Source organism: Pedobacter sp. B4-66 (assembly GCF_018492665.1).
Taxonomy (GTDB): Bacteria; Bacteroidota; Bacteroidia; order Sphingobacteriales; family Sphingobacteriaceae; genus Pedobacter.
The window spans coordinates 515,914-542,077 of the sequence record NZ_JAFVME010000003.1; the positions used below are offsets into that span (position 1 = coordinate 515,914).

At 37.8% G+C, this 26,164-nt stretch carries 17 protein-coding genes; 8 read left to right on the forward strand and 9 right to left on the reverse strand.

Going from position 1 to position 26,164, the window contains the following annotated elements; all coding sequences use genetic code 11:
- Positions 1–540 precede the first annotated feature (540 nt).
- The 3 genes from spt to J1905_RS06865 are packed head-to-tail and all read left to right on the forward strand — an operon-like array spanning position 541 to position 3,847.
- On the forward strand, positions 541–1,746 hold the full coding sequence (gene spt / locus J1905_RS06855; protein WP_214226538.1) for a serine palmitoyltransferase: 1,206 nt from the start codon (positions 541–543) through the stop codon (positions 1,744–1,746).
- On the forward strand, positions 1,743–2,861 hold the full coding sequence (locus J1905_RS06860) for a GNAT family N-acetyltransferase (RefSeq protein ID WP_214226539.1): 1,119 nt from the start codon (positions 1,743–1,745) through the stop codon (positions 2,859–2,861). Before spt ends, J1905_RS06860 begins: the two co-directional genes overlap by 4 nt.
- A complete protein-coding gene (locus tag J1905_RS06865; protein WP_214226540.1) occupies positions 2,858–3,847 on the forward strand; it encodes an NAD-dependent epimerase/dehydratase family protein in 990 nt (329 codons plus the stop codon). The genes J1905_RS06860 and J1905_RS06865 overlap by 4 nt, the downstream gene beginning before the upstream one ends.
- A gap of 5 nt (positions 3,848–3,852) precedes the next feature.
- Here J1905_RS06865 and xseB read toward each other — a convergent pair whose 3' ends face one another.
- The 3 genes from xseB to J1905_RS06880 are packed head-to-tail and all read right to left on the reverse strand — an operon-like array spanning position 3,853 to position 6,437.
- On the reverse strand, positions 3,853–4,053 hold the full coding sequence (xseB, locus tag J1905_RS06870; protein ID WP_173091152.1) for an exodeoxyribonuclease VII small subunit: 201 nt from the start codon (positions 4,051–4,053) through the stop codon (positions 3,853–3,855).
- Positions 4,031–5,422: an exodeoxyribonuclease VII large subunit gene (gene xseA, locus J1905_RS06875; protein WP_214226541.1), complete on the reverse strand. Its 1,392-nt coding sequence runs from the start codon at positions 5,420–5,422 to the stop codon at positions 4,031–4,033. The genes xseB and xseA overlap by 23 nt, the downstream gene beginning before the upstream one ends.
- Positions 5,397–6,437 (reverse strand): S66 peptidase family protein, encoded by a 1,041-nt coding sequence (locus tag J1905_RS06880; protein WP_214226542.1) that lies wholly within the window; start codon positions 6,435–6,437, stop codon positions 5,397–5,399. Before J1905_RS06880 ends, xseA begins: the two co-directional genes overlap by 26 nt.
- A gap of 171 nt (positions 6,438–6,608) precedes the next feature.
- Here J1905_RS06880 and J1905_RS06885 point away from each other — a divergent pair, with 171 nt between their 5' ends.
- Genes J1905_RS06885 through J1905_RS06895 form a run of 3 tightly spaced genes read left to right on the forward strand, consistent with a single transcriptional unit; the run spans position 6,609 to position 10,375 of the window.
- Positions 6,609–7,622 (forward strand): DUF6807 domain-containing protein, encoded by a 1,014-nt coding sequence (locus J1905_RS06885; RefSeq protein ID WP_214226543.1) that lies wholly within the window; start codon positions 6,609–6,611, stop codon positions 7,620–7,622.
- A 31-nt stretch (positions 7,623–7,653) separates the two neighbouring features.
- Positions 7,654–9,006 carry a 3-keto-disaccharide hydrolase gene (locus J1905_RS06890; protein WP_214226544.1) on the forward strand — a complete coding sequence of 451 codons (1,353 nt, stop codon included), beginning with the start codon at positions 7,654–7,656 and terminating at the stop codon, positions 9,004–9,006.
- 10 nt (positions 9,007–9,016) lie between these two features.
- Entirely contained in the window at positions 9,017–10,375 is a 1,359-nt protein-coding gene (locus J1905_RS06895) for a Gfo/Idh/MocA family protein (RefSeq protein ID WP_214226545.1), read from the forward strand.
- A 72-nt stretch (positions 10,376–10,447) separates the two neighbouring features.
- Here the strand turns inward: J1905_RS06895 and J1905_RS06900 are convergent, their stop codons facing one another.
- From J1905_RS06900 to J1905_RS06910, 3 genes are all read right to left on the reverse strand, one after another.
- Positions 10,448–12,133 carry a sodium/sugar symporter gene (locus J1905_RS06900; protein WP_214226546.1) on the reverse strand — a complete coding sequence of 562 codons (1,686 nt, stop codon included), beginning with the start codon at positions 12,131–12,133 and terminating at the stop codon, positions 10,448–10,450.
- Positions 12,134–12,251: 118 nt separating this feature from the next.
- Complete coding sequence (locus J1905_RS06905; RefSeq protein ID WP_214226547.1) at positions 12,252–14,210, reverse strand: hypothetical protein; 1,959 nt, start codon at positions 14,208–14,210, stop codon at positions 12,252–12,254.
- 14 nt (positions 14,211–14,224) lie between these two features.
- On the reverse strand, positions 14,225–15,661 hold the full coding sequence (locus J1905_RS06910; RefSeq protein WP_214226548.1) for a 3-keto-disaccharide hydrolase: 1,437 nt from the start codon (positions 15,659–15,661) through the stop codon (positions 14,225–14,227).
- Positions 15,662–16,143: 482 nt separating this feature from the next.
- On the opposite strand from J1905_RS06910, the gene J1905_RS06915 reads away from it, so the two are divergent.
- Both J1905_RS06915 and J1905_RS06920 read left to right on the forward strand, forming a co-directional pair.
- Positions 16,144–18,867, forward strand: coding sequence for a PQQ-dependent sugar dehydrogenase (locus J1905_RS06915; RefSeq protein ID WP_214226549.1), 2,724 nt, complete (start codon positions 16,144–16,146; stop codon positions 18,865–18,867).
- A gap of 264 nt (positions 18,868–19,131) precedes the next feature.
- Positions 19,132–22,227, forward strand: a complete 3,096-nt coding sequence (locus J1905_RS06920) for a PVC-type heme-binding CxxCH protein (protein ID WP_214226550.1) — start codon at positions 19,132–19,134, stop codon at positions 22,225–22,227.
- On the opposite strand, the gene J1905_RS06925 is transcribed toward J1905_RS06920, so the two are convergent.
- The 3 genes from J1905_RS06925 to J1905_RS06935 are packed head-to-tail and all read right to left on the reverse strand — an operon-like array spanning position 22,228 to position 26,149.
- On the reverse strand, positions 22,228–22,974 hold the full coding sequence (locus J1905_RS06925; RefSeq protein WP_214226551.1) for a hypothetical protein: 747 nt from the start codon (positions 22,972–22,974) through the stop codon (positions 22,228–22,230).
- Between the two features lie 42 nt (positions 22,975–23,016).
- A complete protein-coding gene (locus J1905_RS06930) occupies positions 23,017–24,972 on the reverse strand; it encodes a beta-N-acetylhexosaminidase (RefSeq protein WP_214226552.1) in 1,956 nt (651 codons plus the stop codon).
- A gap of 1 nt (position 24,973) precedes the next feature.
- Complete coding sequence (locus J1905_RS06935; protein WP_214226553.1) at positions 24,974–26,149, reverse strand: sialidase family protein; 1,176 nt, start codon at positions 26,147–26,149, stop codon at positions 24,974–24,976.
- Between the last annotated feature and the right edge of the window lie 15 nt (positions 26,150–26,164).

The following is a 26,164-nucleotide window of genomic DNA, read 5'->3' on the forward strand; positions in this document are numbered from 1 at the left end:
ATAACAGGGATAATCGCCAGATTCATCCCTGTTTCTTTTTACTCCTTTTCATGCTGTTTATGAAATGCTACAATTTAATAATTGAGAGCTCTACCCCTTGTTTTTAATTCTATTTTCACCGTAGTAGCAATGTAATACTCAGCTGGAAGACATTTAAAAAATATGTTACAAAAACTCATGGTCCGAAAAAAAGAGTTTCATTTGACTAAATTACTATTGAAGTCAGAGTGTAGGATTATAAAAATCATTATCTTTGGCGGGCAAAATCAATTTTATTCTTGCTAATTCGATGCTCTCCGAATTAAAATTATAAGAAAATTGTAATTTTTGTTTTAAAAATTAATATATTCAAACTTGGTTGACTTCAAGTTTTGTTTTCTGTTTTTATGATCTTAGATTTGAGCAGTTTTTTAAATTGGCATAGATGTTGATTTTTTAAACCAATTACAAAAGGGGATTATACAGATAAGGAATCATTTCTTGAAACTTAAACCGACATCAACAATAACCAACCCTGTAATCTAAACATATAGTACTAGCATGCGCAAAAAATTACAAGATAGGATAGCAGCATTTAAAGATGCTTCAGCAATTAAGGAAAAAGGTTTGTATCCTTACTTCCGAGCAATAGAATCAGCACAGGATACCGAAGTGATGATAGATGGGAAGAGAGTTCTGATGTTTGGTTCTAACTCCTATCTGGGATTAACAAATCACCCTAAAATTAAAGAAGCTGCAAAAGCTGCAGTTGATAAATACGGTACAGGTTGTGCCGGATCAAGATTCCTAAATGGTACACTTGATATTCACATTGAACTGGAAAGAAGATTAGCTGCCTACGTTGGCAAAGAAGCTGCTGTTCTTTTTAGTACTGGATTTCAAGTTAATTTAGGTGTAATATCTTGCCTGCTTGATAGAAACGATTACCTTATACTTGATGAATACGATCATGCCTCTATTATTGATGGTAGCCGGTTGTCGTTTTCGCGTTCGATAAAATATGCCCACAATGACATGGATGATTTGCGCAAGAAATTGAGCAGATTACCTGAGGATGCTGCTAAACTAATTGTTGCAGATGGCATTTTCAGTATGGAAGGTGACTTGGTTAATTTACCTGAAATCGTAAAAATTGCTGATGAATTTGGTGCAAACATCATGATGGATGATGCGCATAGTTTAGGTGTAATTGGCTTAAACGGTTCTGGAACTGCTTCTCATTTTGGCTTAACTGATAAGGTTGACTTGATTATGGGTACTTTCAGTAAATCACTTGCATCTCTTGGTGGTTTTATTGCAGGTTCTGAAGAAACTATTGAGTTTGTGAAACACAGAGCACGCTCATTGATGTTCAGTGCTAGTATGCCTCCTTCGGCTGTTGCCAGCGTTATTGCAGCATTGGATATTATTGAGTCGGAGCCGGAACGTATAGATCAGCTTTGGGCCAATACCAATTATGCCAAGAAATTACTTGTAGAAGCTGGCTTTGATATAGGTCATACGGATAGTCCAATTATTCCGGTTTACATTAGAGATAACGACAAAACTTTCATGATTACCAATATTTTAAGTAAAAACGGAATATTTGTAAACCCTGTGGTTTCTCCTGCTGTGCCTTCAGATTCTTCTTTATTAAGATTCTCTTTAATGGCTAATCATACATTTGCTCAGATAGAAGAAGCTGTTGAAAAAATTGCGGCTGCTGCAAAAGAAGTACAAGTCAACTTTTCGCAGGTAGCTATATGAGAAAAATAGTTGCAGTTAGCAATAAAAAAGAATTAGCTCAGTTTATCGATTTCCCCCACGACCTTTATAAGGGAGATTCTAATTATGTTCCGGAGCTTTTTATAGCTCAAAGGGATTTGCTTACAACGCATCCCTTTCATAAACACTCTTCATTGCAGTGTTTTTTGCTTTTTGACGGAGACAAGATTATAGGTAGAATTGCTGCTATTTTAAATAATAACTATAATACTTTTAATGGCGCTAATGATGGTTTCTTTGGTTTCTTTGACTGTATAAACGATCAGACGGCAGCTAATTTACTACTAGATACATCGGCCAAATGGCTAAAAGATAAAGGCGTTACGGGTGCTATTATTGGCCCTGTAAACTTCTCGACCAACGAATCGTGTGGTTTATTAATTGACGGTTTCAACTCTCCTCCTGTTGTGATGATGCCTTACAATGCTATCTACTACCCTGCTTTAATGGATGGCTGGAACTTGAAAAAGAAGGTAGATCTTATTGCCTGGAAATTTAATGGTGATAATTATGATGATCGTTCCGTAAAACTTATGGACAGATTGGAAGAGCGTTTAAATAGAAACAACATTACCATCCGTAAGGTCAACATGAAAAACTTTAAGCAGGAAGCTGCAAACTTGCGTGAAGTTTATAATAAAGCCTGGGATAAAAATGCTGGTTTTGTGCCTCTAAATGATGAAGAGTTTGATTACCAAGCTAAAGATTTAAAGCTGGTTCTTGATCCTGATTTCTGCTTTGTGGCTGAACAAGATGGCAAACTTGTTGGTTTTGGTGCTGCCATTCCCGATATGAACCAGATTCAAATTAAAATAAAAAAAGGAAGACTTCTTCCGACAGGTATATTTAAATTGTTATTTGGTAAGAAAAACGTAAAAGGTATTAGAATTTTGTTGCTTGGTGTGGTTGATGGTTATCGTAAAATGGGTATAGAAGCCTGTATTTATGGTAGTATCATTAAATCTTACCGCGCTAAGAATTTTGAATATGCTGAGGCTAGCTGGACATTAGAACACAATGATCTTGTTAATAATGCAATTCTTGCTATTAAAGGCGATCCCTATAAAAAATACAGGATTTACGAGAAAGCTGTATGAGTAAAAGGGTATTAATAACCGGTGCTACAGGTTTTGTAGGATATCACCTTATTGAAAAAGCCCTAAGAGCCGGCCTGGAGGTTTATGCCGCTGTTCGTAAAACCAGCAACAAGAGTCACCTAAGCGAATTCGACATCAAGTACATTGATTTAGATTATAGTTCTGTAGATGCTTTAAGAACTCAGCTTGAAAAGCATCAGTTTAGTTACATCATTCATGCTGCAGGTATTACTAAAGCTAAAACCAAAGCCGAGTACAATAGGATCAATGCAGAATATTCTGAAAATCTTGCTGTTGCAACAATTACAGCCAGCATTAGGCTTGAAAAATTTGTTTTCGTAAGTAGTTTGGCCGCTTTAGGTCCCTTAACTGATCTGAGTAAGGAGATTAAAGAGGACACTCCTGGACATCCGGTAACTAATTATGGCGCGAGTAAATTGCTTGCTGAAAAATATCTAAATGAAATTCCGGGTTTACCTTTGATTACCATTCGTCCTACAGCGGTGTACGGTCCGAGAGAGAAGGATATATTTATTTTGTTCAAGAGCATAAGCAGAGGTTTAGAGCCTCATATTGGTAGCTTTAAACAGCAGCTAAGCTTTATTTATGTAAAGGACTTGGCTGATGTTATCGTGAACTCACTATTTGTTAAAATTAATGGAACGCAATACAACATTTCTGATGGCAATGTGTACGACCGCTATGCGCTTGCGAAGCTTGTAAAAAAGGCTTTAAAGAAAAAAACTTTTAAGTTCCATTTGCCAGTGCCCGTTGTTGGTGCTATGGCTTCAGTTATGGATTTCATTTACAAAAACCGTAAAGATACACCTACCCTAAATAAAGAAAAGATGGCAGAACTTACTGCTATTAACTGGGCTTGCAATATTGACCAGGCAAAGCTAGATTTGGGTTATTCGCCCAAATTTGACCTGGAAAAAGGACTAATTGATACCGTTAAGTGGTATAAAGACAATAACTGGCTGTAGGCCGGTTATTGGTTCTCCATTTGTTTAATAATCTTGTTTACTTCTGTTTCTGTTGCACGAAGTTTGGTTTGACAAAATTCGATTAGTTCTGATGCACGCTTAACTTTTTCGGCAAGTACATCTACTGAAACAGATTCATTTTCAATTTCCTGCGCTATCTCTGTTAGCTCCTTATAGGCAGCCTCATATGTTAAATTCGTTCCCATTGTATGTGTATTTAGATATTACTGTTGTTTTTATTTCCGCGTCGGCTAGCCTGACTGTTAATTCCTGACCTGCCTTTACATGATCGGCATTGTTTACAATCTTTCCGTCTATTTTTATTATTGCAAAGCCTTTATTGAGTATACTTTGCGGACTCATCAATTTAACCAACGACTGAAAGTGACCGATATAGCCTCTTTTATTGGCAAAATACATTCTGCTATACGATTGCAGGTTGCTATTTAGGTTACTTAGGTCCTTACGCCTGTTTGAGATAATTATTTTAGGGTTGGTAAGTATTAGCCCCGACAGGTTTAAAATACTTCTGTGATGCTCGTGCAACAGGTTTCTTGTGGTATTTATAGTAATCTGATTAAGATGATTAAGCCTGTCTTTATGGTGATTGATCATTTGATAGGTTTTAATCAGCATCATTTTTTGAATGCTCAAAACCGATTCTTCAAAGGCTCTATTGTGCGCTATAATTAGTTCAGCTGCTTTAGTTGGCGTTTTAGTAGAAGTGTGTGCCATCAAGTCGGCTATGGTTTCATTCTTTTGATGTCCTATTCCCGTAATTACAGGGATAGGAAATTTAGCGATGGCCCTGCTAAGGTCATAATTATCAAATATCAGGAAATCGATTTGCGAGCCACCCCCTCTTATGATAACAACCGCATCGTATGGCTTGGCAGACTGATATACTTCGATGATCTTATTGAGGATCTGTTTTGCATTAACATCGCCTTGCACCAAGGTAAAATAGTTATCAATCTGGAATTTGTAGCCGAATGAATTGTTTTCAAGTGTATGCATAAAATCCGTATATCCTGCAGAAGTATCTGAGGATATGATCGCAATATGCTGCAGCACTTTATTTAACTGTAAGTTACTGTTTTTGGTGAAGTACTGCTCGCCCCTTTTTTGTATGAATTCAGGGTTTTCTCTTACTAATTTTTCAAGTGTTTCTTTTCGCTGTTGTTCAAATAATCCGAGTGTAAAGTTGGTGTCTATATCTATCAGATTTAACTGAAGGCCAAAAGCAGGATTATATTGAACTGATACTTGTACCAATACATTGATATCATTTTTAAACTTTTGTCCGGTAGCTTGCTCAAAGTTGGCAATGTTTACTGAGGCATTCCCCCATGCCCTTCCTGCAATCTTTGCAAGTATTTTATTAGATGATTTTTCTTTCTCTACAAGTTCAAAATAATGATAATTGCTTTGTGGTTTGTAGGTATAGTTGGTTACATCGGCAATTACCCAAAAGGTCTTTTGTCCGAATACCCCATCCATCGCCTGCTGGATTTGACCGGTAAGCTCTGAGAGTTTGATGGAAGAAGGATTAGATGGATACAAGGGAACTTCCATTATTATCTACATTAAGGATATGCTTAGCGCCGCATTTTAGTGCAAAGTTATTAATTTGATGCCCCACAGGGAAATCAAAACATACAGGATAATCATACTCCTTTATTTTTTCTATTACAATTTCGTAAACTGTTTTACCAAATTCTTCACCTGGAGTTTCTTCTTCCAAGCTAAAACCTCCTATTATTAGTCCCTTTAATTTGTCTAGCTTACCACTACGTTTAAGATTCCAAAACATCCTGTCGATACGGTAAAGTTCTTCGTGTGTATCTTCTAGAAATAAGATTGCATCATCTGTTTTTAGGTCGGAGCCACTTCCTGCAAGAGTTTCAATAATACTGAGGTTTCCTCCTACCAATATCCCTTCGGCTCTACCTGGTTGATTATAACTTACAGGTGGAGCGCTATATTTTACATCCTGTCCTGTTAATACTTGCCTTATGGAAAGTAGGGTTTCTATTTGCATTGGTTTAGCCAAAGCCCAGTCGCTCGGAAAACTGTTGCACATTTTAGAATGGATACTTGCAATGTTGTAATTACTATTTATGTGTGCATGAAGAACGGTGATATCACTAAATCCTATAATCCATTTTGGATTTGCTTTGAACTTGTCAAAATTCAGTTTATCAATTATTCGCACTACTCCGTAGCCACCTCTGGCACACATAATTGCTTTAATATTCGGATCATCCAGCATCCGTTGAAAATCAGCTGTTCGTTCTTCATCTGTGCCTCCGAGTGAAAAATCCTTTGCTCCTATTGTTTTACCTATTTCCGTATTAAAACCCCAGCTCTGTATCACTTGAGTAGCTGGCTGAATGTCTAACAATGAGATATAGCTAGCGGGACTTGTTATTCCTATGGTGTCGCCGCGCTTAAGGTATGGTGGTATTTTTGATTTGGCCAACTCAGCAGTAAAACTACCATTCTTCCCCTTGGAGTTACTCCATACCTTTGATGTTGAAGCAGATACTCCAGCTGTAACAAGAAAGGACAGGAAATGTTTACGGTTCATTTAGGATAGCTTTTTCTATGTACAATTATAAGGCTAATTGCTGAAATCTTTAGGTATTCCTCGCAATCGTTTTCGTAATATTTCAATACCAAAATGCATTTTTCTGGGGAGATTGTATTTCAAGAGCGGTATATTAGTTTACCAAATATGTTTTACCCCTATACAACCTGAATGAAAAAATATCTGATTATTGCCTGTTGTTGCTTTAGCTTAAGTGCCAATGCACAAACTAAAAAAGTGGCTTTTGTAAGAAATGATCAGGAGCGTAAAGTCGATGTATTAATTGACGGCAGACCATTTACCAGCTTTATTTACCCTGCTGACATGGAAAAACCTGTGCTCTATCCAATACTTGCTGCTGATGGTGCAATTGTAACCAGAGGTTTCCCTCTGAATAAACGAGAAGGTGAAAGGGTAGATCACCCTCATCATGTTGGCTTATGGTTTAACTACGAAAGTGTTAATGGACTTGATTTCTGGAATAATTCGTTCGCTATCCCTGCCGATAAAAAGGCAAAATACGGATGGATAAGAAATGTAAAGGTAGAAAAGATTGAAAATGGCAAACTAAGTTATAGTGCTAATTGGGAAAATCAAGCTAAAGATGTGTTACTGAAAGAGCAAACTACATTTGTTTTTTCGGGCACTGATAATGAAAGAATTATTGACAGAATAACAACCTTAACTGCCCAAAAAGAAACTGTAAGTTTTAAAGATGTTAAAGATGGAATGCTTGGCATCAGGGTTACCAAAGAGTTGGAATTTCCTTCAGATAAGGTTGAAGAGTTTACTGATAGCCAAGGTAATGTAACAAAGGTTTCAGCATCAGGTAATGGAGCCAACGGAACTTATTTAACAAGTGCAGGCAAAAAGGGTAACGACGCATGGGGTACCCGAGGTAATTGGTGTGTGCTGTATGGAGTTAAAGAAACTAAACCACTTTCGATTGCCATAATTGATCATCCGAAAAACCCCGGCTACCCTACTTACTGGCATGCCCGTGATTATGGCTTGTTTGCTGCAAATCCACTTGGACAGGCTATATTTAGCGAGGGAAAGGAAACTTTAAATTTTAGCTTAAAACCTGGAGCGTCAGTCACCTTCCGTTACAGAATTATTGTTACCTCAGGCACTGAGGTTTCTTTGGAATCGCTGAACAAGCAAGCTGCTAATTTTGGAAAATAAACTTGAACATAGACTAAAACAAAATACACTAATGAAAAAAACAAAGTTACTGATTGTTGCTGCCCTAATGTTTGGAACCACTCCGTTTACATTACAGGCTCAAACAGGAAAATGGCAAAGTCTTTTTAATGGAAAAGATTTAAAGGGATGGAAACAGTTAAATGGTAAAGCTAAATATGAAGTGATTAACGGTGAAATTGTAGGTACTACAGTTACAAATACTCCTAACTCTTTTTTAGTAACCGAGAAAAATTACGGTGATTTTATACTTGAAGTAGATTTATTGGTTGATAATACTATGAATTCGGGTATTCAGATAAGAAGTGAAAGCAAAGCAGATCATGAAAATGGTAGAGTTTTTGGCTATCAGGCAGAGGTTGATCCATCCGAAAGAAGGTGGAGCGGTGGCCTGTACGATGAGGATCGTCGCGGATGGTTGTATCCTTTAGATATTAATCCTAAAGGTCAAGCCGCATTTAAAAAGGAACAATGGAATAAATACCATATTGAATGTATTGGAAATTCAATAAGAATTTGGGTTAATGGTATCCCTACAGTTAATGTTGTAGATGACGCGACTCCATCAGGCTTTATTGCTTTGCAGGTGCATAGTGATGAAACTGCAGGCAAAAAGATTCGCTGGCGCAACATACGTATTCAGACAGAAAACCTTAAGCCTTCTAAACCAGATAATATCTACGTAGTAAATATGATTCCTAACGACCTATCTAAACAAGAGAAAGCAGAAGGTTTTTCTTTGCTATGGGATGGAAAAACTACCAACGGTTGGGTTGGCGCTTATAAAACAAAATTCCCCGAAAAAGGATGGGAAATTAAAGATGGCGTGCTTAGTGTAGTAAAATCTAACGGCGCTGAATCTACCAATGGTGGTGATATTGTTACCGTTAAAGAATACGGGGCTTTTGAAATGAAGTTTGATTTTAAACTTACTGAAGGCGCCAACAGCGGTGTTAAGTTTTTTGTAACGCTTTCGGAAAAAAACAAAGGTTCTGCTATTGGTATGGAATATCAGATTCTTGATGATGAAAGACATCCTGATGCTAAACTGGGCAAAAATGGAAACCGTACGCTTGGTTCACTTTATGACCTGATTGCAAGTAAAAAAATCCCTCATGCCCAAAAAAGAATTGGCGAATGGAACAAGGGCTTAATAAGGGTATTTCCAAATAACAAAATTGAATATTGGTTAAACGGCTTCAAAATAGTAGAGTTTACCAGAGGAACTAAAGAATTTTTAGACCTTGTTGCAGGCAGTAAATATAAAGACTGGAAAGATTTCGGTATGGCGCCCAAAGGCCACATCCTGCTTCAGGACCATGGAGATAATGTTTCATTTAGAAGTATAAAACTAAAACAACTTTAAACTTAGATCAATGTTAGAATCAAGAAGAAAATTTATTAAGCAATCTGCCATTGCAGCTGCCGGAACCTATCTGGGTACTATGGGGTTAAGTGCAAAGAGTTATGGAAATATTATTGGTGCCAACGACCGCGTAAGAGTTGGTGTTGTTGGTTTTTCTGACCGTTTTAAGGATTCGTTACTACCTAGCTTTTTAAATCACCATAAGGAATTGAATTTTGATATGGTTGCTGTATCCGATTTATGGAATTACCGTCGCGGATTGGGTGTTGATCATTTAAAGAGCAAATTTGGTCATGATATTACCGCTTGCCGTAATAATGATGAGCTATATGGTTTAAAAGATATTGATGCAGTTATCATCAGTTCTCCTGATTTTGCACATGCTTCTCATGCAATTGAGGCTGTTAAGGCAAAGTGTGATGTGTATTGCGAAAAGCCTTTTGCTGAAACAATGGAGGATGCAAGAGCTACTTTAAAAGCAGTGAAAGCTTCTAAACAGATTTTACAGATCGGTTCCCAACGCAGAAGTGGCACTAATTACAAGGCAGCATCTCAATTTATAAAAGATGGTAAATTTGGCGATGTAACCATGGTTGAACTAAGCTGGAACGTAAATCAGCCAGGCCGTTGGCGCAGACCAGAACTCGTAGCTAAACTAAAACAAGAGGATACTGATTGGAAGCGTTTCTTATTAAACCGCCCTTTTGAAGAGTGGGATCCTAGAAAATACTTAGAGTATCGTTTATTCTGGCCATTCTCGTCGGGAATGCCCGGACAATGGATGTCACACCAGATAGATACTGTACACTGGTTTACAGGTTTAAAACACCCAAGAAGTGTTGTTGCCAATGGTGGTATTTACCAATGGAAAGATGGTCGAAGAAACTGGGACACAACTACCGCTGTATTTGATTACGGTAAAGAAAACGATCCTACTAATGGATTTCAGGTAGTGTTTACTTCAAGAATGCACAACGGCGATGAGAACCCTACTGAGATATATTATTCTAATGGCGGAGAAATGAACCTGAATACTAATACCGTATCTCCTAAAGGTGGTCTTACAGCTAATGCTGCCGCTGCAATGAATATGAAACCAAATTTGTTGCCAGAGCTTAAGCTTACTGATCTTGTAGAAAAAGTAGCTGCTTCGGCTAATACAGGTGGCGATAAACTAACGTCAGCACATATGCGAAACTGGATGGAATGTGTGCGTAGCAGACAGGAAACCAATGCTCCGGTTGAGGCAGGGTACTATCATTCAATAGCAAACATTATGACTAATGCATCAGCAAGAACGGGTCAGAAGGCTACGTTTGATGAGGCCAAACAGGAAGTAATGGTTGGTGGTAAAGTATTCAAGTACTAGAAACTTTACGGCAACAAAAAAGGAGCATTGAATGATCAATGCTCCTTTTTTGTTGTTTATATTTTTTGAATGCTACCAGAAGGCAGTGTACAATGCTACTAACATCGCTACAATAATTAATGATCCAACTGCAAAAGATGTGGACACCTTAAACATTTTCGCATCAACCTCTAATCCATTAGTTACAACACCTTTTTTGTTTTCATAGATACTGATGATGTACATTCCGATAATACAGATTGCAAATACAATCAGCATTCTATCCATAAATGGCATTTCAAATACACCAGCTGAGTTAGCTACTGACCATCCGTAATCATGCAAAGGAGCAAGATCTATCCATCCTGGCAAGAACTTCAAAACTACGGAAGCTATGAAACCACCAATAGTTGCAAACAACGCTGCATTTGAAGTAGTCTTTTTCCAGAAGAAACCTAATATAAACATGGCAAAGATACCCGGAGATACAAAACCTGTATATTCCTGAATGTACTGGAATCCTTGTTTACCCTCGCCCATTAAGGCGTCACCTACGATTAGAGATAATACTACTGCAAGTAACATAGAAACCACTACAGTAATCTTACCAACGTTTACTAATCTACCTTCGCCGGCATTCGGATTGAAAGCTTTCTTGTAAATATCTAATGTAAAAATGGTAGCGATACTGTTCGCTTTACCGGCTAATGAAGCAACAATTGCAGCTGTAAGTGCAGCAAATGAAAGTCCTTTTAGTCCAACTGGCAATAAGCCTAACAACGCAGGGTATGCTTTATTTGGATCCTGAACACCTGAAGAGGTTAATAAACTCTCCGGACTGATAGCAGGTATTTTTTCTTTAATGATATAATAAACAGCAATACCAGGTATAACCACGATTACAGGCATCAACATTTTTAGGAAAGCTGCAAATAAAAGACCTGCTCTAGCTACTGGTAACGAAGCGCCAAGTGCTCTTTGAGTGATATACTGGTTGCATCCCCAATAACTCAAATTCGCAATCCACATACCTCCAATTAACACACTTAGACCTGGAAGATCCATATAGTTAGGGTCGTCCTTTTTAAAGATAAGATGGAAATGTTCTGAAGCACCATCCGTTAAAATTGAGAAACCTTTTACAATACCTTGTTGACCAGAGATAATGTTTAATGCGATATACGAGGCTACCAAACCACCAAGCACTAAAAAGAATACCTGTATAACGTCTGTGTAACCAATTACTTTCATACCACCCAAAGTGATAATAATAGCAAATACAGCTAAACCAAGTATACAGAAGGTAAGCGGAAGATCAGATATACCACTAATGGCCAATGCACCAAGATAAAGGATAGACATTAAGTTTACCACAATATAAAGCATTAACCAGAATACAGCCATAATCATGGCTACTTTTTCGTTATAGCGCTGACTGAGAAACTGCGGCATGGTAAATATCTTATTCTTAAGGTATACAGGCATAAAGAATATAGCTACAATAATTAGTGTTGCTGCTGCCATCCACTCATAAGCAGAAATTGCTAGGCCGAGCTTAAATCCAGATCCGCTCATACCTATCATTTGTTCAGCTGATATATTTGAAGCTATAAGAGAAGCGCCAATTGCCCACCAGGTTAGAGAGCCTTCTGCAAGAAAATAATCCTTTGAATCGGCGGTTTTGGTTCTCTTTTTATAGTAGATCCAAAAGCCATAAGCTGATACGATTATAAAGTATATAAAGAATACAATATAATCGCGGTAGTCTAGTTTGTTCATTGTTTATATTGGTTTTTTTAAAATGAGGTACTAAAATATAAATAAAATCGGCATTCCCCATAGATATTCAAGGGAAATGCCGATTTTATTTATTGGATAATAGGTGTCCTGGCTCTTATTATTTCAAAGAGTTAATCCAGTTAGCTATTTTGATCCCATCTTCCTTAGTAACCTGTGGCATAGGCGGCATTTCTGTCGCGTAACCTGGCCAGTTTTGAGGCTGAGGGTTATGAATTAAAGCAAGAATCTTTTCTGCAGTGTACTTACGTTTTGCAACGTCAACAAATGCAGGTCCGATTTGTTTTTTTGTTGGGTTATGGCAAGCAGTACAAGTATAGCTTGTTAATAAACCTTTAACCTGAGCATAAGTTGGAGCTGCAGCTTTTGCACCACCTTCTACAGCTTTCTCAGTAGCAGTAGCTTTAGTACCTACAGCTGCTTTCTTACCAGTTGCTTTTCCAGGAACTGCATTAGCTACTGGATCGTTTGCAGAGTTTTTAGTACTTACGCCACTCATCGATAATTTCTCTCCGTTTGGAATACTGTTTAAAGTATAGTAAGCAATCGGGTGAACTAAATGATAAGAATTCTCCTCTGAACGAACACCTTCAACAGTGATGGTATGAATATAATACTGACGAAGATTATCAACAATAAGTCTTGCTTTTAAACCGTCAGCAGATACTTTAACACCTTTAATTTTTAACTTTTCTTTGTTAATTGGAGGTGAACCATAAACCGGGTGGTATTTATATAAGTAGCTTTCTACATCGTAAGAAGCCAAATCTTCAGCAGATTTTATATTAACAGGTTTAGTAAATTCGATTTCAAAACCATCAGGCATTGCTCTAACAGCTTTCATTTCGAAAGGCATTTTGTTGTTGTAAACTAAACGCTCAAGACCTTCGTTTGCATCACCTGCAGATCCCCAGCCACGGTTAGTTTCTCCAACAAATAACGAATTGTCAGTACCCCAAGCCATTCTTAAAACTCCAGAACGGAAACCACTTCTGAACATGAATGAAGCACCTTGCTCAACTCCGTTTACAGTTTCGAAGAATACCCTTGAAATGATACTCATACCTTGATCACCTACTAAAATCTGACCTTCGAAAGGACCAAAAGCTCCTTGAGGAATTTTAACTGGCTCTGAAGTAGAGATACCTAAGATACCATAAGGCAACCATACAGATGGCAATCTTAATTCAGGGAAGTCTTTTTTCATTTCCCATAACATCTTGAAGTTTTCGTTCACTCTGTTTTCAGGTTTGATAGCTCTTCCTTGAGCATCCTTATCTCTTCTCTCGTCGATTTTAGATCTGAAGTATTCTTCAGTAAGTTTAACTGGAGAATCAGCTCTTCCAGTCCATCTTAATCCAGCCGGGTGACCTAAGAAATCTCCTTTATCTACTTTCCAGATTCCACCAGAACCGAACCAGTCGCCTTGGTTATCTGTATAGTAAAGTTGTCCGTCAATTACGTTTGGACCTGCTGGAGAACGTTGACCTGTAGCCCATGGCTGCATTTTTCCGTCTTCAGTAATGTTCATTGTCCAACCGCGCATTGGCACACGACTTTCGCCACGATACCACATTTCATCACCAAAAGCTACGTTACCGGTTACAAAGAATGAACCGTCTTTAGCAATTTTTGGTCCGAAGCTATACTCATGATAATGACCGCTTAATGGCCATGCATAAACAGTTTCATAAACATCAGCTTTACCATCTTGATTTTTATCAATCAATTTGGTTAGCTCACCTCTTTGTGCGCAATATAATGCACCGTCTTTGTAAGCAAGACCTAATATTTCGTGTAAGCCCGATGCAAATTTACGGAAGTAAGGGTTTTTGCTTGTAGGGTTTTCTACAATGTAAACCTCTCCTCTTCTGGTTGAGATACCAAGATCTCCGTTTGGTAAAGTAACCAATCCACCAACCTCTAAAATAGGTCCTTCAGGGATTTTTACTTTATTTATTTTGAAGAAATCTTCTTCTTTTGGTGTTTCCTGAGCAAACCCCGTTGTAAAACTAAAGCTTAAAGCCAGCATTGCCAGCGTCTTAAAAGTGTATTTCATTATCTAGCCCCTTCTTAAAATAAAATAGAATAATTTAACTTGCCACGAACAGGAACAACAAGTTGTTTTCTGCCGTCCACATCCCTGATAACAGGTTTGGTTTTGGTATCGTCAAATTTTAAATAAAAAGATTGTCCGTCTACAAGGTAAAGTCCTTTAGAAACTTCTTCGATGCTTGAAGCATCAGCTATTAATGCATAAATGTTATCAACCGGAGTTTCAAGAGAGATCTCTCTGCTTAATCCCTGACCGTTTTCAAGTGCTTTGATTGCGTCAGAAACTTTAGTGCCATAGATGTTATAGTTGAACGTAGGGCGCTCCTGAGCATCTAAGGTATAACCTTTAGTTTTAAATCCTGTTCCAGTAGTATCAACTAACCATGCTCCCTGAGGATCGGTAAGTTTAGCTAAAGTAGGAACCGGTTTTTTAGTGAATGCTGTTACACTTCCACGAGGTCTTGAGGTACCATTACCTCTATCATGCCACATTGGAGTTGCATCAATAAACTCACCATGCCATGCCTGGAACATCATACCGTTGTCTAAGTCGTAGCTAAAGTGAACCTGAGCAGGGCTACCTACAGAAATAGCGTGAACTACTTTAGGTCCTCCCGGAACATCAACAAAACTGCGGATGTTTGGAGTGGTAGTTACATCAATATAAATAGGATCAGTATCGCTACCATTTCTTTGACCACCGTTTAACATTTCGGCAGGCAATTTCGAAGTTTTGATGTTTCTGAAAGCTACCGCACCGTGATCGCCTTGTAAGCGTAAAGAACCGATTGCTTTTTCTTTATCGTTTGCACCTCTTGTTGCACCAAACAATTCAACATTATCTTGTATAAGTACGCCATTCAATTCTATGCTTAAAACTCTTGCATTAGCTGTCTTGTTACCGGATGCATCAAAACGCGGAGCCTGGAATGCAATTTTAATATGTTGCCATAAACCTGGTGCTTTACTTGCATTTTGGCGTGGTGCATATCCTTGGTATCCTTTTTGTCCTTCTGGTTTTGAATCGTCCCAACGTTGGTAAATACCACCATTGTTAGATGATGTTGGATTTAATAAACCCCATGAATCTTCTAACTGGATTTCATAAACTCCTTGAAGATAAATTCCTGAGTTTGCTCCTTTTGCTAGTAAATAATCTAACTCAAGAATAATGTCACCATGTTCACCAATTGTTAAAAGGTCTGATCCATGATCTTTTTTGGTTGGTACATTTACTAGAATTCCAGTACCTTTTGCAATGTTTAAAACGTTTGCTTCGTTTAAATTGGCTGTAACGCCACCAGCTAGAGTCCAGGTCTTTCCAGGAGTCTTAAATGAAGAAAGATCTTTCAGATCAATTTCTGACTGATCAGCTAGTTGCTGACCAGACACAAGTGCAGTTCCTAACAACCAGATAAAAGCGGTTGTTCCAAACCTTAAATAATTAAGCTTCATGTTGTGTTTTTTGGTTAAAAAAAATTAAATGTATATAATTTCATGTTGGTTTAAAAGGTTTGCAAAATAATGATTTTGTTACAATAAACAATACCCCCTTAAAATCAATAAATAAGCTCTAAAAGTTTTGCTAAAACTATTTATCAACATTTTATGAAAGTGGGGAAAAATATCAACTTTTATGAAAAACGTCATTTTTTATTGGATGTCGTCAAAACACCTTTAATACTAAATTTGCTAAAAAAGTAAGGGATTTTTGTTTGCTATATTTAATATGTGTATTTGTAACACTAAGAATTGTGTGTATTAAGCACACTAACGCAGGAAAAATTAATAAATATTTATGATTAAAAATCTAGAATTTGTGCCTAAAAATGAGTTTTAAAAAAAGTTTGGAAATCGATTGCGTAAAATTTATTAGTTTTATCAAATATTCATTTATATTTAGTGCTCCAAACAACACACGATAATTATAATATTTAATGAAAACTTCTTTTGCATTGTTAATTTCTGGTATTGCGCTAAGTTTACTGCCGCCGCTAACCAGAACAAAAAAAACAGATACTCTGCTGCTAAGTGACCTGAAGCAGAGTAAGTTCAAATCAAAACTTAGAATTGATACTCCTGATCAGAATAGGTTTGTTAAGGTAACCCTCCTTCAGGGTCAGCTTACAGAGCCCACGGAATTAGCGGTATTACCTAATTATGATATTTTGGTGTCGCAGCGTCGCGGCGAGATCATGCTATATAAGAATAGTACTAAAACACTTAAAGAAGCAGGTAAGCTAGAGGTGTATTCTAAAACTTTAAATACTCCTGATGTAAATGCTGAAGAAGGATTATTAGGTATTGCCCTTGATCCTAATTTCGCTAAAAACCAGTACGTATATGCTTTTTACAGCCCGGTAAAACCTTCAGTAAATAGATTATCACGTTTTAAACTGGTAAACGATAAAATAAGTTTGGCTTCAGAAAAAGTTGTGCTTGAGTTTTACTCTCAGCGCGAAATTTGCTGTCACACTGGTGGTTCTATCGCTTTTGGCCCTGAAGGCTATTTGTACGTATCAACAGGTGATAACTCCACTCCTTTTGATGCACCAAAATCTAAATATGTAAACAATGGTTATGCGCCATTAGACAACCGTGAAGGGTTTCAGCAGTATGATGCCAGAAGATCTTCAGGTAACACCAATGATTTAAGAGGTAAGGTACTAAGAATTAAAGTTAATGAGGATGCCACCTACAGTATTCCTGATGGTAACTTGTTCCCTAAGGGCCAGGAAAAAACTAAACCTGAGATCTTTGTAATGGGTAACAGAAATCCGTACAGAATATCAGTGGATCAGAAAACAGGCTTCCTTTATTGGGGTGAAGTTGGTCCTGATGCATCGAATGATGATGCTTTAAGAGGTCCAAGAGGATACGATGAAGTGAACCAGGCGCGTAAAGCAGGTTTCTATGGTTGGCCATTATTTATTGGCAACAACTACCCTTACAAAGCTTATGATTATACTGATGGTAAAAACGGAGATGCGTTTGACCCTAAAGCCGGCTTAAATAACTCACCGAACAACACTGGGTTAACTACACTACCTCCTGCTAACCCTGCATTTATATGGTATCCTTATGGAGAATCTAAAGAATTTCCACAAGTTGGTGCAGGTGGCCGTACTGCAATGGCTGGTCCGGTTTACTATTCAAGACCGGGTGCTTCACCCTACCCTTCTTATTATGATGGTAAACTTATCATTTATGAGTGGATTCGTGGATGGGTAAAAGCGGTAACCATGGCGCCAAACGGTGATTACTTAAGTATGGAACCAATGTTAGGAGAGATTTCTTTGGCTGCTCCGATTGACATGGAACTTGGTCCTGACAATAAATTATATATTCTTGAATATGGTAAAGGATGGTTTTCTAAAAACCCGGATGCCGGTATTGTAAGAATTGACTACATGGCTGGAAACAGACCTCCGATAGTAAAAAACCTGGAAATTGAAAAAACCAGTGGCTTACTACCATACAAACTTGTAGCAAAGGTGGATGCTTCAGATCCAGATGGAGATGCATTAACTTACGTTTGGAACTTAGGAAAAGGTATTAAAAAGACTACTACAACTCCTGAATTGCAACATACCTTTACTACTGCCGGAGAATATGCGATTAGCGTTCAGGTATTGGATAAAGCCAAAGCTTCTTCAAAAAGCAATACTGTAACTGTTTATGCCGGAAATGAAGAACCTAAGGTTGATATTGCGTTAACAGGCAATAAAAGCTTTTACTTCCCTGGAAAACCTATTAATTACCAGGTGTTGGTTTCTGACAAAGGTGCTGCAGTAAATAAAAGCAGAATCTATGTATCAAATACCTACACCGAAGGATTGGATATGGCAGGAGCAAAATTAGGCCATCAGCAGGCTGCACAAACGCTTGTTGGTAAAGCTATAATGCTTAAATCTGATTGCAGTACCTGTCATAAAATCTCTACCAAATCAATTGGCCCTGCATTTACATTGGTATCTTCCAAATATCAAACAAAACCTAAAGCAGCTGATTACCTTGCCTCTAAAGTAATTAATGGTAGTAAAGGTGTTTGGGGTGAGGTTCCAATGCCAGCTCACTCTACAATGAAAACATCTGATGCTAAAGAAATTGCAGAATGGATTATGACTTTAAGTGCTAAATCTACTACTGGTCCATCTTTACCTGCAGTTGGAAAAATTGTTCCTCCATCAGAAACAAATAAAGATAAATCTGTTTTAAACCTTAAAGCTACCTACTCTGATTTAGGTGCTGCCGGATTAAGACCACTGTCGAACACTAAGGTTGTGAACTTAAAAAGCAATGTTATCGATGCAAGTGATATCAAAGATATTTCTGATTTCGGACGCAAAGATGCTGATGGAGTTCAATCTTTGATTTTCCCTGAAAAAAGCGGATGGATTAAGTTAAAAGGTATTGACTTAACTAACGTAGCTGCCTTTAACTTTGGATTAGCTAATGCCGATGCAGATTACACTGTAGAGGTTAGATTGGATAGCAAAGATGGACAAGTTATTGGAAAACAAGGTTCTGCTACGGCAGGTGTAACTATTAGTCCTGTTACTGATGGTAAATTCCATGATGTATATATAGTGGCTAAAGCTGCCCGTGAAGACGTGAAAGACAGACCACTGTTAAAATCAGTAACTGTGAAGCCTATTTAAGCTTCTTAATTATTAAGCCTAAGCTTAGTAACTATATATTTCAGCAAAGAGGTCGGGAGCTATTCCTGACCTCTTTGCGTTTACACCCATTTAATTAATAACTATTTATCCGAAATAAAAAGTCTTATAATTTGTAAATTAAAAATTAAGCAATCGATTGCATATTAAGATCTTTTTTATAAATTAGTTATACCAAATAAACTGTGATCCTTTTAAATGAGTTAACCACATTTGAATACCGGTTCACTTTAAACCACAAAAAGAATGGCTATTAATTTTACCAGAACTTCTCTGTTCGCTACCAAGATTATCTTTGTATTGTTTCAACCTGTTTTGCTATTTAAAACGTGTAATACGCCTATTAGTGAACAGAATTCAAGATTAAAGGTTCAAATTGATTCCTCACTAACGGAGTCTGCAAAACATCTCCCCAGCAATAGTTTGGCCGGTTTACATACCTTTCCCGGCTTGCATGTACAAACCATGGCTACTGAACCTACATTGATTAATCCAACGAACATTGATGTAGATGAAAAAGGTAGAGTTTGGGTTACCGAGGCTTATAATTACAGATTCGAAATCAATAACAACAAACCTAAACCAGAGGGCGATAGAATTTTAATACTAGAAGATAAGGATGGCGATGGAACTCTGGAAACCAGCAAAACATTTTATCAAGGCGCTGAAATTAATGCCCCTCTAGGCATTTGTGTACTTGGCAACCGAGTTATTGTTTCTCAAAGTCCTTATGTATGGGCTTTTTATGATGATAATGGTGATGACAAAGCCGATCGTAAGGAAATTCTTTTCCAGGGAATCGGCGGTGAGCAACACGATCATGGAATCCATACTTTCACTTTTGGTCCTGATGGCAAGCTATATTTCAACTTCGGGAATATGGGCGAAACACTTAAAGACAAAAACAACAAAACAGTATTGGATCAGGATGGTGATGAAATCGGGCCAAAAAAATATAAAGAAGGTATGGCTTTCAGGTGTGATCCTGATGGTTCGAATGTTGAAGTTCTTGGACACAATTTTAGAAATCCATTTGAGGTTGCGGTAGATAGTTATGGTACTGTATGGCAAAGCGACAACGATGATGATGGCAATAAAGGTGTTCGAATAAACTATGTAATGGAACATGGTAATTTTGGCTTTAAAGATGAAATGACCGGCGCTTACTGGCCTTCAGAACGAATTAACATGGAAGATTCTATCCCTCTACGTCACTGGCACTTAAATGATCCAGGTGTAGTACCTAATCTTTTACAGACAGGCTCTGGATCTCCGACAGGAATACTCATTTATGAAGGTTCATTATTACCTGCACAATTTCATAATCAAATGATTCATTCTGAACCGGGCCACAATGTTGTAAGGTCTTATCCGGTAAAGAAAAATGGAGCAGGATATACTGCTGATATTGTTAATATATTAAGTAACGACAGAGATCAATGGTTTCGCCCTGCAGATGTTTGTATAGCACCAGATGGCTCTTTAATTGTTGCCGATTGGTATGATCCTGGAGTTGGTGGACACAGAGTTGGAGATCTTGAACGTGGCCGCATTTATAGGGTTGCCCCTACGGAATTGGCATCTAAATATGTAGTTCCTAAGTTTAATTTCGAAACTCCTAATGGAGCTGTAACAGCCCTTCAAAATCCTAATCTAGCTGTCCGCAGACATGCTTATTTAGCGTTGGTTGGCATGAATGAAAAAGCCATTCCTGCACTAAAGAAATTATGGAATTCAACAGGCAATCAGCGCATGAGAGCCAGAGCTTTATGGATTCTATCTAAGTCAGCCGATTCAAAGAAATACATAGATGAAGCTGTATCAGATAAAAATCCGGATATCCGCATTACAGGCTTAAGGGCTGCAAGACAAACAACCTTAAATGCTGCCATCTACGTGAAGCAATTGATAAATGATCCAAGCATGGAAGTTTTAAGGGAATGTGCAATCACCCTTAGACACAATAAAACAGCAGAGGCTGCTGAACTTTGGGCTAAACTAGCAGCTAAACACAATGGAACTGACAGGTGGTATTTGGAAGCCCTAGGTATTGGAGCAGACAAACAATGGGATGCTTTTCTTATAGCCTATTTAAAGGAAATTAAAGATCCATTAGCAACGGCAGGAGGAAAAGATATTATTTGGCGCTCTAGAACTGCATCAGCTCTACCCTTTCTTGAAAAACTCGCATCAGACCAAAATACACCAATAAATAAACGACTAAGGTATTTCCGTGCATTTGACTTTATTAAGGGTACTGAGAGGACTAAAGCACTCTTATCGATGTTAAATAATAACACCGACCTTACTACCACTTCCATTATACTTAGTTTAATGGATGCCCAAGAAGTATCAAGTTCACCGGTATCTTTAAATGCAGTAAAGAAAGTGCTCGATTCAAAATCAGGAACTTCTGAATATATTGGCATGATAACAAAGTATCAAATAAAAACAGAAGGTGCTAAATTATTGGATATGGTTATTGCCAATGGAAATAATTCTATTGGAATTGATGCTGCAAGACTTTTAATTGAATCTAAGGACAGTCAGCGAATTAAAGATGTGATAAAGGCTAAAGACCTTAATAAAATGACACCAATTTTTGAAGCGCTTGGAACTATAGGCAATAAAGAATCGATGAGCATACTTTCAAGTGTGGTAACCAACACATCTTATGATAAAGCCTTACGTCAGAAAGCAGTAGAGATGATGGGCAAAAGTCGCACTGGGGAAACCGCTGTATTAGGCATGCTAAAAACCAAAGCGCTAACCGCTGAGCTAATTCCATTTGCAGTGAAGGGATTAAGTGGATCAGGTGTCAAAGGTCTTTATGATGAAGCTAAAACCTATTTACCGGACGCTAAAGCAGATGAGGCTAAAAAGGGCACAATGATTAATTTCAATGAGATTATTGCTTTTAAAGGAAGTGCATTAAAAGGAAAAGCTGTTTATAATAAAGCATGCTTCATCTGCCACAAAGCAAATGGGCAAGGTATGGATTTTGGACCTAATCTATCTGAAATTGGAGCTAAACTACCAAAAGAAGGCCTCTTTGATGCCATAGTAAGGCCATCAGCGGGAGTAAGCTTTGGATATGAAACTTCTCAGTTGGATATGAAAGACGGATCGAGTCTTGTAGGTATTGTATCAAGCAGAACAGAATCCGACATTCAATTAAAATACCCTGGTGGGGCTATTCAAAAGCTAAAGTCAGCAAATGTTAACTCAATAAAAGAAGTTCCCGGATCAATGATGCCTGAGGGATTGCATGAAAGCATGACTAAACAGGAATTTTCAGATCTGCTGGAGTTCCTTTCTTCACTAAAGAAAAAAGAGCAATAGTTATTTGCTCTTTTTTCCACCAACACTTATAACAGCGCCAATGGTAAATATTGAATTACCGGCGCTCATAAATTTGCGGCTGTTAAGGCCAAAATTACCACTTGATGTATATTGCAGCTGTACAGCGTCGCTCAACTGCATTCTGGTAAAGAAGATTGGTTCTAGAAAAGTATTTCCTTCTCTTGTTTGCCCAATTGAATTGCGCATAAATGTTTTCATTTGTACACTACTGATGCGCAATGCCGTTCCATAATTTATAGGAAAATCTGTACCAAAAAGCCTTAGGTTATTCTTTTTCTTAGAACTATAATTAACCTGAAGAAAGGTTTTGTTGTAGGTAACTTCCTCCAGATCTGTACTTGTTAGTATATCATTATCATCAAACGTCCTGAACGTTCTATTGGTTTTTCCACCACCATATCCGGCATATATTTCAATAATCCGGTTGTTGTCGGGACCAAATGTATCAAAGTACCCACCGCCAATCTCTACTAATTTATGTCTATAATCTTTGCTGTGCTTTTCATTGTTCATATACGAACCACTAAATAGTACACCAATATGATCTGAAACAGCATACGCCCCGTTTAAGCTCATATTACCACGAAGTGAGATATGTCCACCCCCGCTAAATTCCCCTTTTTGACTTAGCATCGGTGTATTAGGCACATTGGGCATATAAACAGAAGAACAAGAGGCGAAAAATAGGAGAGATAGATATAATAGGAGTTTGTAGTTTTTAATCATATAAAGGATCACTTTTCACGTAATACTTGGAGCCTATCAAATTTAAAGCCAAGGTACCACTGTGAACATCCACTTTTCTGGATTTTGCCAATCTTTCCCTTTAAAAGACCCTACAGGTAGTTTAACCAATATAGTGTTCCACCCTTTTTTTAGCCAAACCTTGGTAGGCTCACGGTATTCATATCCCTCGTCAATAAGTGGCAGTTCTAAACTACCCTTAGCTCCTGCCTGTTTCCAATTCGGAGGCGTTATAAGCTTGCTATTAACAAATACTTCGCTTTTTCTATTGTCCCATGTTTCCTCATATGGAGAATCTGAACCATATGATCTGGAAATGTTATTAAAGCCTATCCAGAAGTTTTGTAACTGATCCTTATTGCTCCATATTTTTGTGCTTGCATACCAGGTAGTGTTTTCTTCAGGTTTCTCAATTAATCCTGTTACCACAGGCCCCCACCAGTGCCTTAAAATAAAAGTGCCACCAATAGCGGTTAGTGTTGCTTTGTTGGTGTCTATTTCTTTTGTTTCTTGCGGATGGAATTGCTTAGAAAGATCACCTTGATTATTAAATGGTCCATAAAACTTCCATTTCAAATGTGACTGAGCCTGGTATGGGAATGGCATTTTTGAAAAGTAGTGCTGTTTATGATTCATTAAGCGATGCTCAAATTCTTTAAAAACATTAACCTCTTCTGAGCCTGCCAAGCCTACATAGGTTAACCAACCCTGTTGTCCACCACCACGCCAGCTTCTTTCGGCAAAAGCCAGCACTGCCGGATACACAGCGGTTTGCATAAACACATCTTCAGGTTTGCTTACCCTACGATCTGGCCATACGCAAAGTGTTCCGCCCAATGCTGCATCATTCCCTTTATCCAAATTGGCAATTTTCCCTTTAAATATAGACACTACGCTTTCCAATGGATCCATATGATTAATGTACAAATGGCGCGAGTCTATATATTTTACATTGTGATTGGCACTAACTTTTGTAGCGTCTTCCATCCACAATTGTCGGATGGTACTTTCCGTAAACTTTCCTCCTGGCTCCCATCCTATTACTTTTTTACCGCGCTTTTCCAGTAAAGCAATTACTTCCGGAAGAAAGTTATTATTGGTGATTTTAACCTCGTCGGCACCGATATGGATATAAGGAACGTCAAAAGTATCGCAAAATTCATTTAAGATATTCTTTACAATAGCCAAACCGCTATCGCTTTGCATATCTGTTTTCATAGCCCTTTTAAACGCGGCACTATGGCCAGGCATATCTATCTCAGGGATCAGAGTAATGTGGCGTTCTTTACAATAGTTTATTAATTCTTTAAGGTCATTTTGAGTATAAAAACTGCCTTTATTACGAATCATTGTTTCCGGATCAGTTAACTGTGGATACAGTTTACTTTCTAATCGCCATGCAATATCTTCTGTAAAATGGAAATGGAAAATATTGAGCTTATATGCGGCAATCACATCAATTTGCTGCTTCAACAAATGCATAGGCTGATAATTTCGTCCTGCATCAATCATATAACCTCTCCAAGAAAAAGAAGGCCAGTCCGTGATACTACAAGCTGGCACATTTTTACCGCTATTGGTAAGCTGTTTTAGTGTTTCCAAACCGTAAAATACACCTGCATTACCAGAACCAGTAATTGTTATTGCGCTCGCATCAATACGGAGTTTATAGGCTTCTGCTGTAGTATCCTGCGCTTCAACCCTTCCTAATTCGAGAACTATTTTAGGTTGATTGCTATTTGTTTCTTTTTTAATAGGAACCAAAAATCCCAGTTCTTTTAGCTGCTTTTGCAGCAACTCTGCTTCCTGATAAAGGGAAGCGCTTTTGACAACAATCTCTTTATAGGTTTTAAGTGCAAACAAGCCCTTTTTCCACTCCAATTTCTGAGGTAATGGAATTAATGAGGGTTTCTCAACAGGTGTTTGTGCCCCTGCCTTTATACCTAAAATAAGCAGCAGTACTAGAAATCTTTTAATCATGTTACTTCGTTTTTCTCCAATTAACAGCTGTAAAAACTATTTTACCATAATCATTAAATTCATACAGTACCCCTATTTTATTATCATCAAGTTTAATTAAATCCGAGTAAGCTGTGTAATCTGATTTTGTATCAGAAGGATTTTTATTGATAACGATGTTTTTAAACCAGCTTTTACCTTCATTATCGCTAATTCTTAAAGTCAAATTGTCTCTGTATTTTGTGTCTGCAGCATTACAGAATGCAAGAAGCAACTTTCCTTTTTTATCTTTAAATGACAAGATACTACCCTGATTAACAGGGTCAGGAAGATTATGATCAAAATATGTAGTATCCCATTTGACCCCACCATCAGAACTTATAGAAACAATTCTCTCACGAACGTCACCTTGCTGATTGCGACTATTCATCATCAATTTACCCCCATCTAATTCAGCAGCCATAGATTCATTACTTCCAGGAAAACTCACATCCTCACTAATCTTAAAAGTTTTTCCATGATCGTCAGAGTAAAACCCATGTGCATTATAATCCTCAAATTTGTTTTTCGGATCGCCAGTGGTATGATTAGCAGCTACATATATCCGGCCTTTGTATTTACCGTACCTAAATTGCAAGGCATGGCCGGGCGTATTGGCATAATACCTCCAGTCCTCAGTAAAGTTCCACAGTGGATTGATTGAAGGCTGTTTTAAACGATGAACCTGTGCGGTTATATCAACTGCTTCAGACCATGTTTTACCACCATCTATAGAGGTTTTATACCATACCTGCTTATAGCCATTGGCTTTTCTGATGTCTGCTTCATGATTGTTTCCTGTGTTATAAAACAGGAAGATTCTGCCTTTCGGGTAAAGTGGATCTGTTAAATCAACTACCGGTGCAGGGTTGCCTGCTTGCAGCTTATCATAGTCGGCAACGAGTTGCAGCGCCCCCCATGTTTTTCCTTTATCGCTACTACGTTTAAGTACCACATTTACATCTCCAAAGTCTCCTGCGTTGTTTACCCTTCCTTCTGAAAAAGCAAGTATTTCTCCATCAGGAAGATTGATCATTGCTGGGATTCTGAAATTCTTATAGCCATCTTTTCCCGATTCAAACACCGTAACCGGTGTATCCTGAGCAAAGGTAAAACTTGAGGTAAACGATAATGAAACGAGAAGGAGATACTTTAACATAGCTTAGTTTATTTA

Excerpts from the sequence above, each read along its gene's own strand:
- spt (WP_214226538.1), top strand. The coding sequence starts at position 541 with ATGCGCAAAAAATTACAAGATAGGATAGCAGCATTTAAAGATGCTTCA.
- J1905_RS06860 (WP_214226539.1), top strand. The coding sequence starts at position 1,743 with ATGAGAAAAATAGTTGCAGTTAGCAATAAAAAAGAATTAGCTCAGTTT.
- J1905_RS06865 (WP_214226540.1), top strand. The coding sequence starts at position 2,858 with ATGAGTAAAAGGGTATTAATAACCGGTGCTACAGGTTTTGTAGGATAT.
- xseB (WP_173091152.1), bottom strand. The coding sequence starts at position 4,053 with ATGGGAACGAATTTAACATATGAGGCTGCCTATAAGGAGCTAACAGAG.
- xseA (WP_214226541.1), bottom strand. The coding sequence starts at position 5,422 with ATGGAAGTTCCCTTGTATCCATCTAATCCTTCTTCCATCAAACTCTCA.
- J1905_RS06880 (WP_214226542.1), bottom strand. The coding sequence starts at position 6,437 with ATGAACCGTAAACATTTCCTGTCCTTTCTTGTTACAGCTGGAGTATCT.
- J1905_RS06885 (WP_214226543.1), top strand. The coding sequence starts at position 6,609 with ATGAAAAAATATCTGATTATTGCCTGTTGTTGCTTTAGCTTAAGTGCC.
- J1905_RS06890 (WP_214226544.1), top strand. The coding sequence starts at position 7,654 with ATGAAAAAAACAAAGTTACTGATTGTTGCTGCCCTAATGTTTGGAACC.
- J1905_RS06895 (WP_214226545.1), top strand. The coding sequence starts at position 9,017 with ATGTTAGAATCAAGAAGAAAATTTATTAAGCAATCTGCCATTGCAGCT.
- J1905_RS06900 (WP_214226546.1), bottom strand. The coding sequence starts at position 12,133 with ATGAACAAACTAGACTACCGCGATTATATTGTATTCTTTATATACTTT.
- J1905_RS06905 (WP_214226547.1), bottom strand. The coding sequence starts at position 14,210 with ATGAAATACACTTTTAAGACGCTGGCAATGCTGGCTTTAAGCTTTAGT.
- J1905_RS06910 (WP_214226548.1), bottom strand. The coding sequence starts at position 15,661 with ATGAAGCTTAATTATTTAAGGTTTGGAACAACCGCTTTTATCTGGTTG.
- J1905_RS06915 (WP_214226549.1), top strand. The coding sequence starts at position 16,144 with ATGAAAACTTCTTTTGCATTGTTAATTTCTGGTATTGCGCTAAGTTTA.
- J1905_RS06920 (WP_214226550.1), top strand. The coding sequence starts at position 19,132 with ATGGCTATTAATTTTACCAGAACTTCTCTGTTCGCTACCAAGATTATC.
- J1905_RS06925 (WP_214226551.1), bottom strand. The coding sequence starts at position 22,974 with ATGATTAAAAACTACAAACTCCTATTATATCTATCTCTCCTATTTTTC.
- J1905_RS06930 (WP_214226552.1), bottom strand. The coding sequence starts at position 24,972 with ATGATTAAAAGATTTCTAGTACTGCTGCTTATTTTAGGTATAAAGGCA.
- J1905_RS06935 (WP_214226553.1), bottom strand. The coding sequence starts at position 26,149 with ATGTTAAAGTATCTCCTTCTCGTTTCATTATCGTTTACCTCAAGTTTT.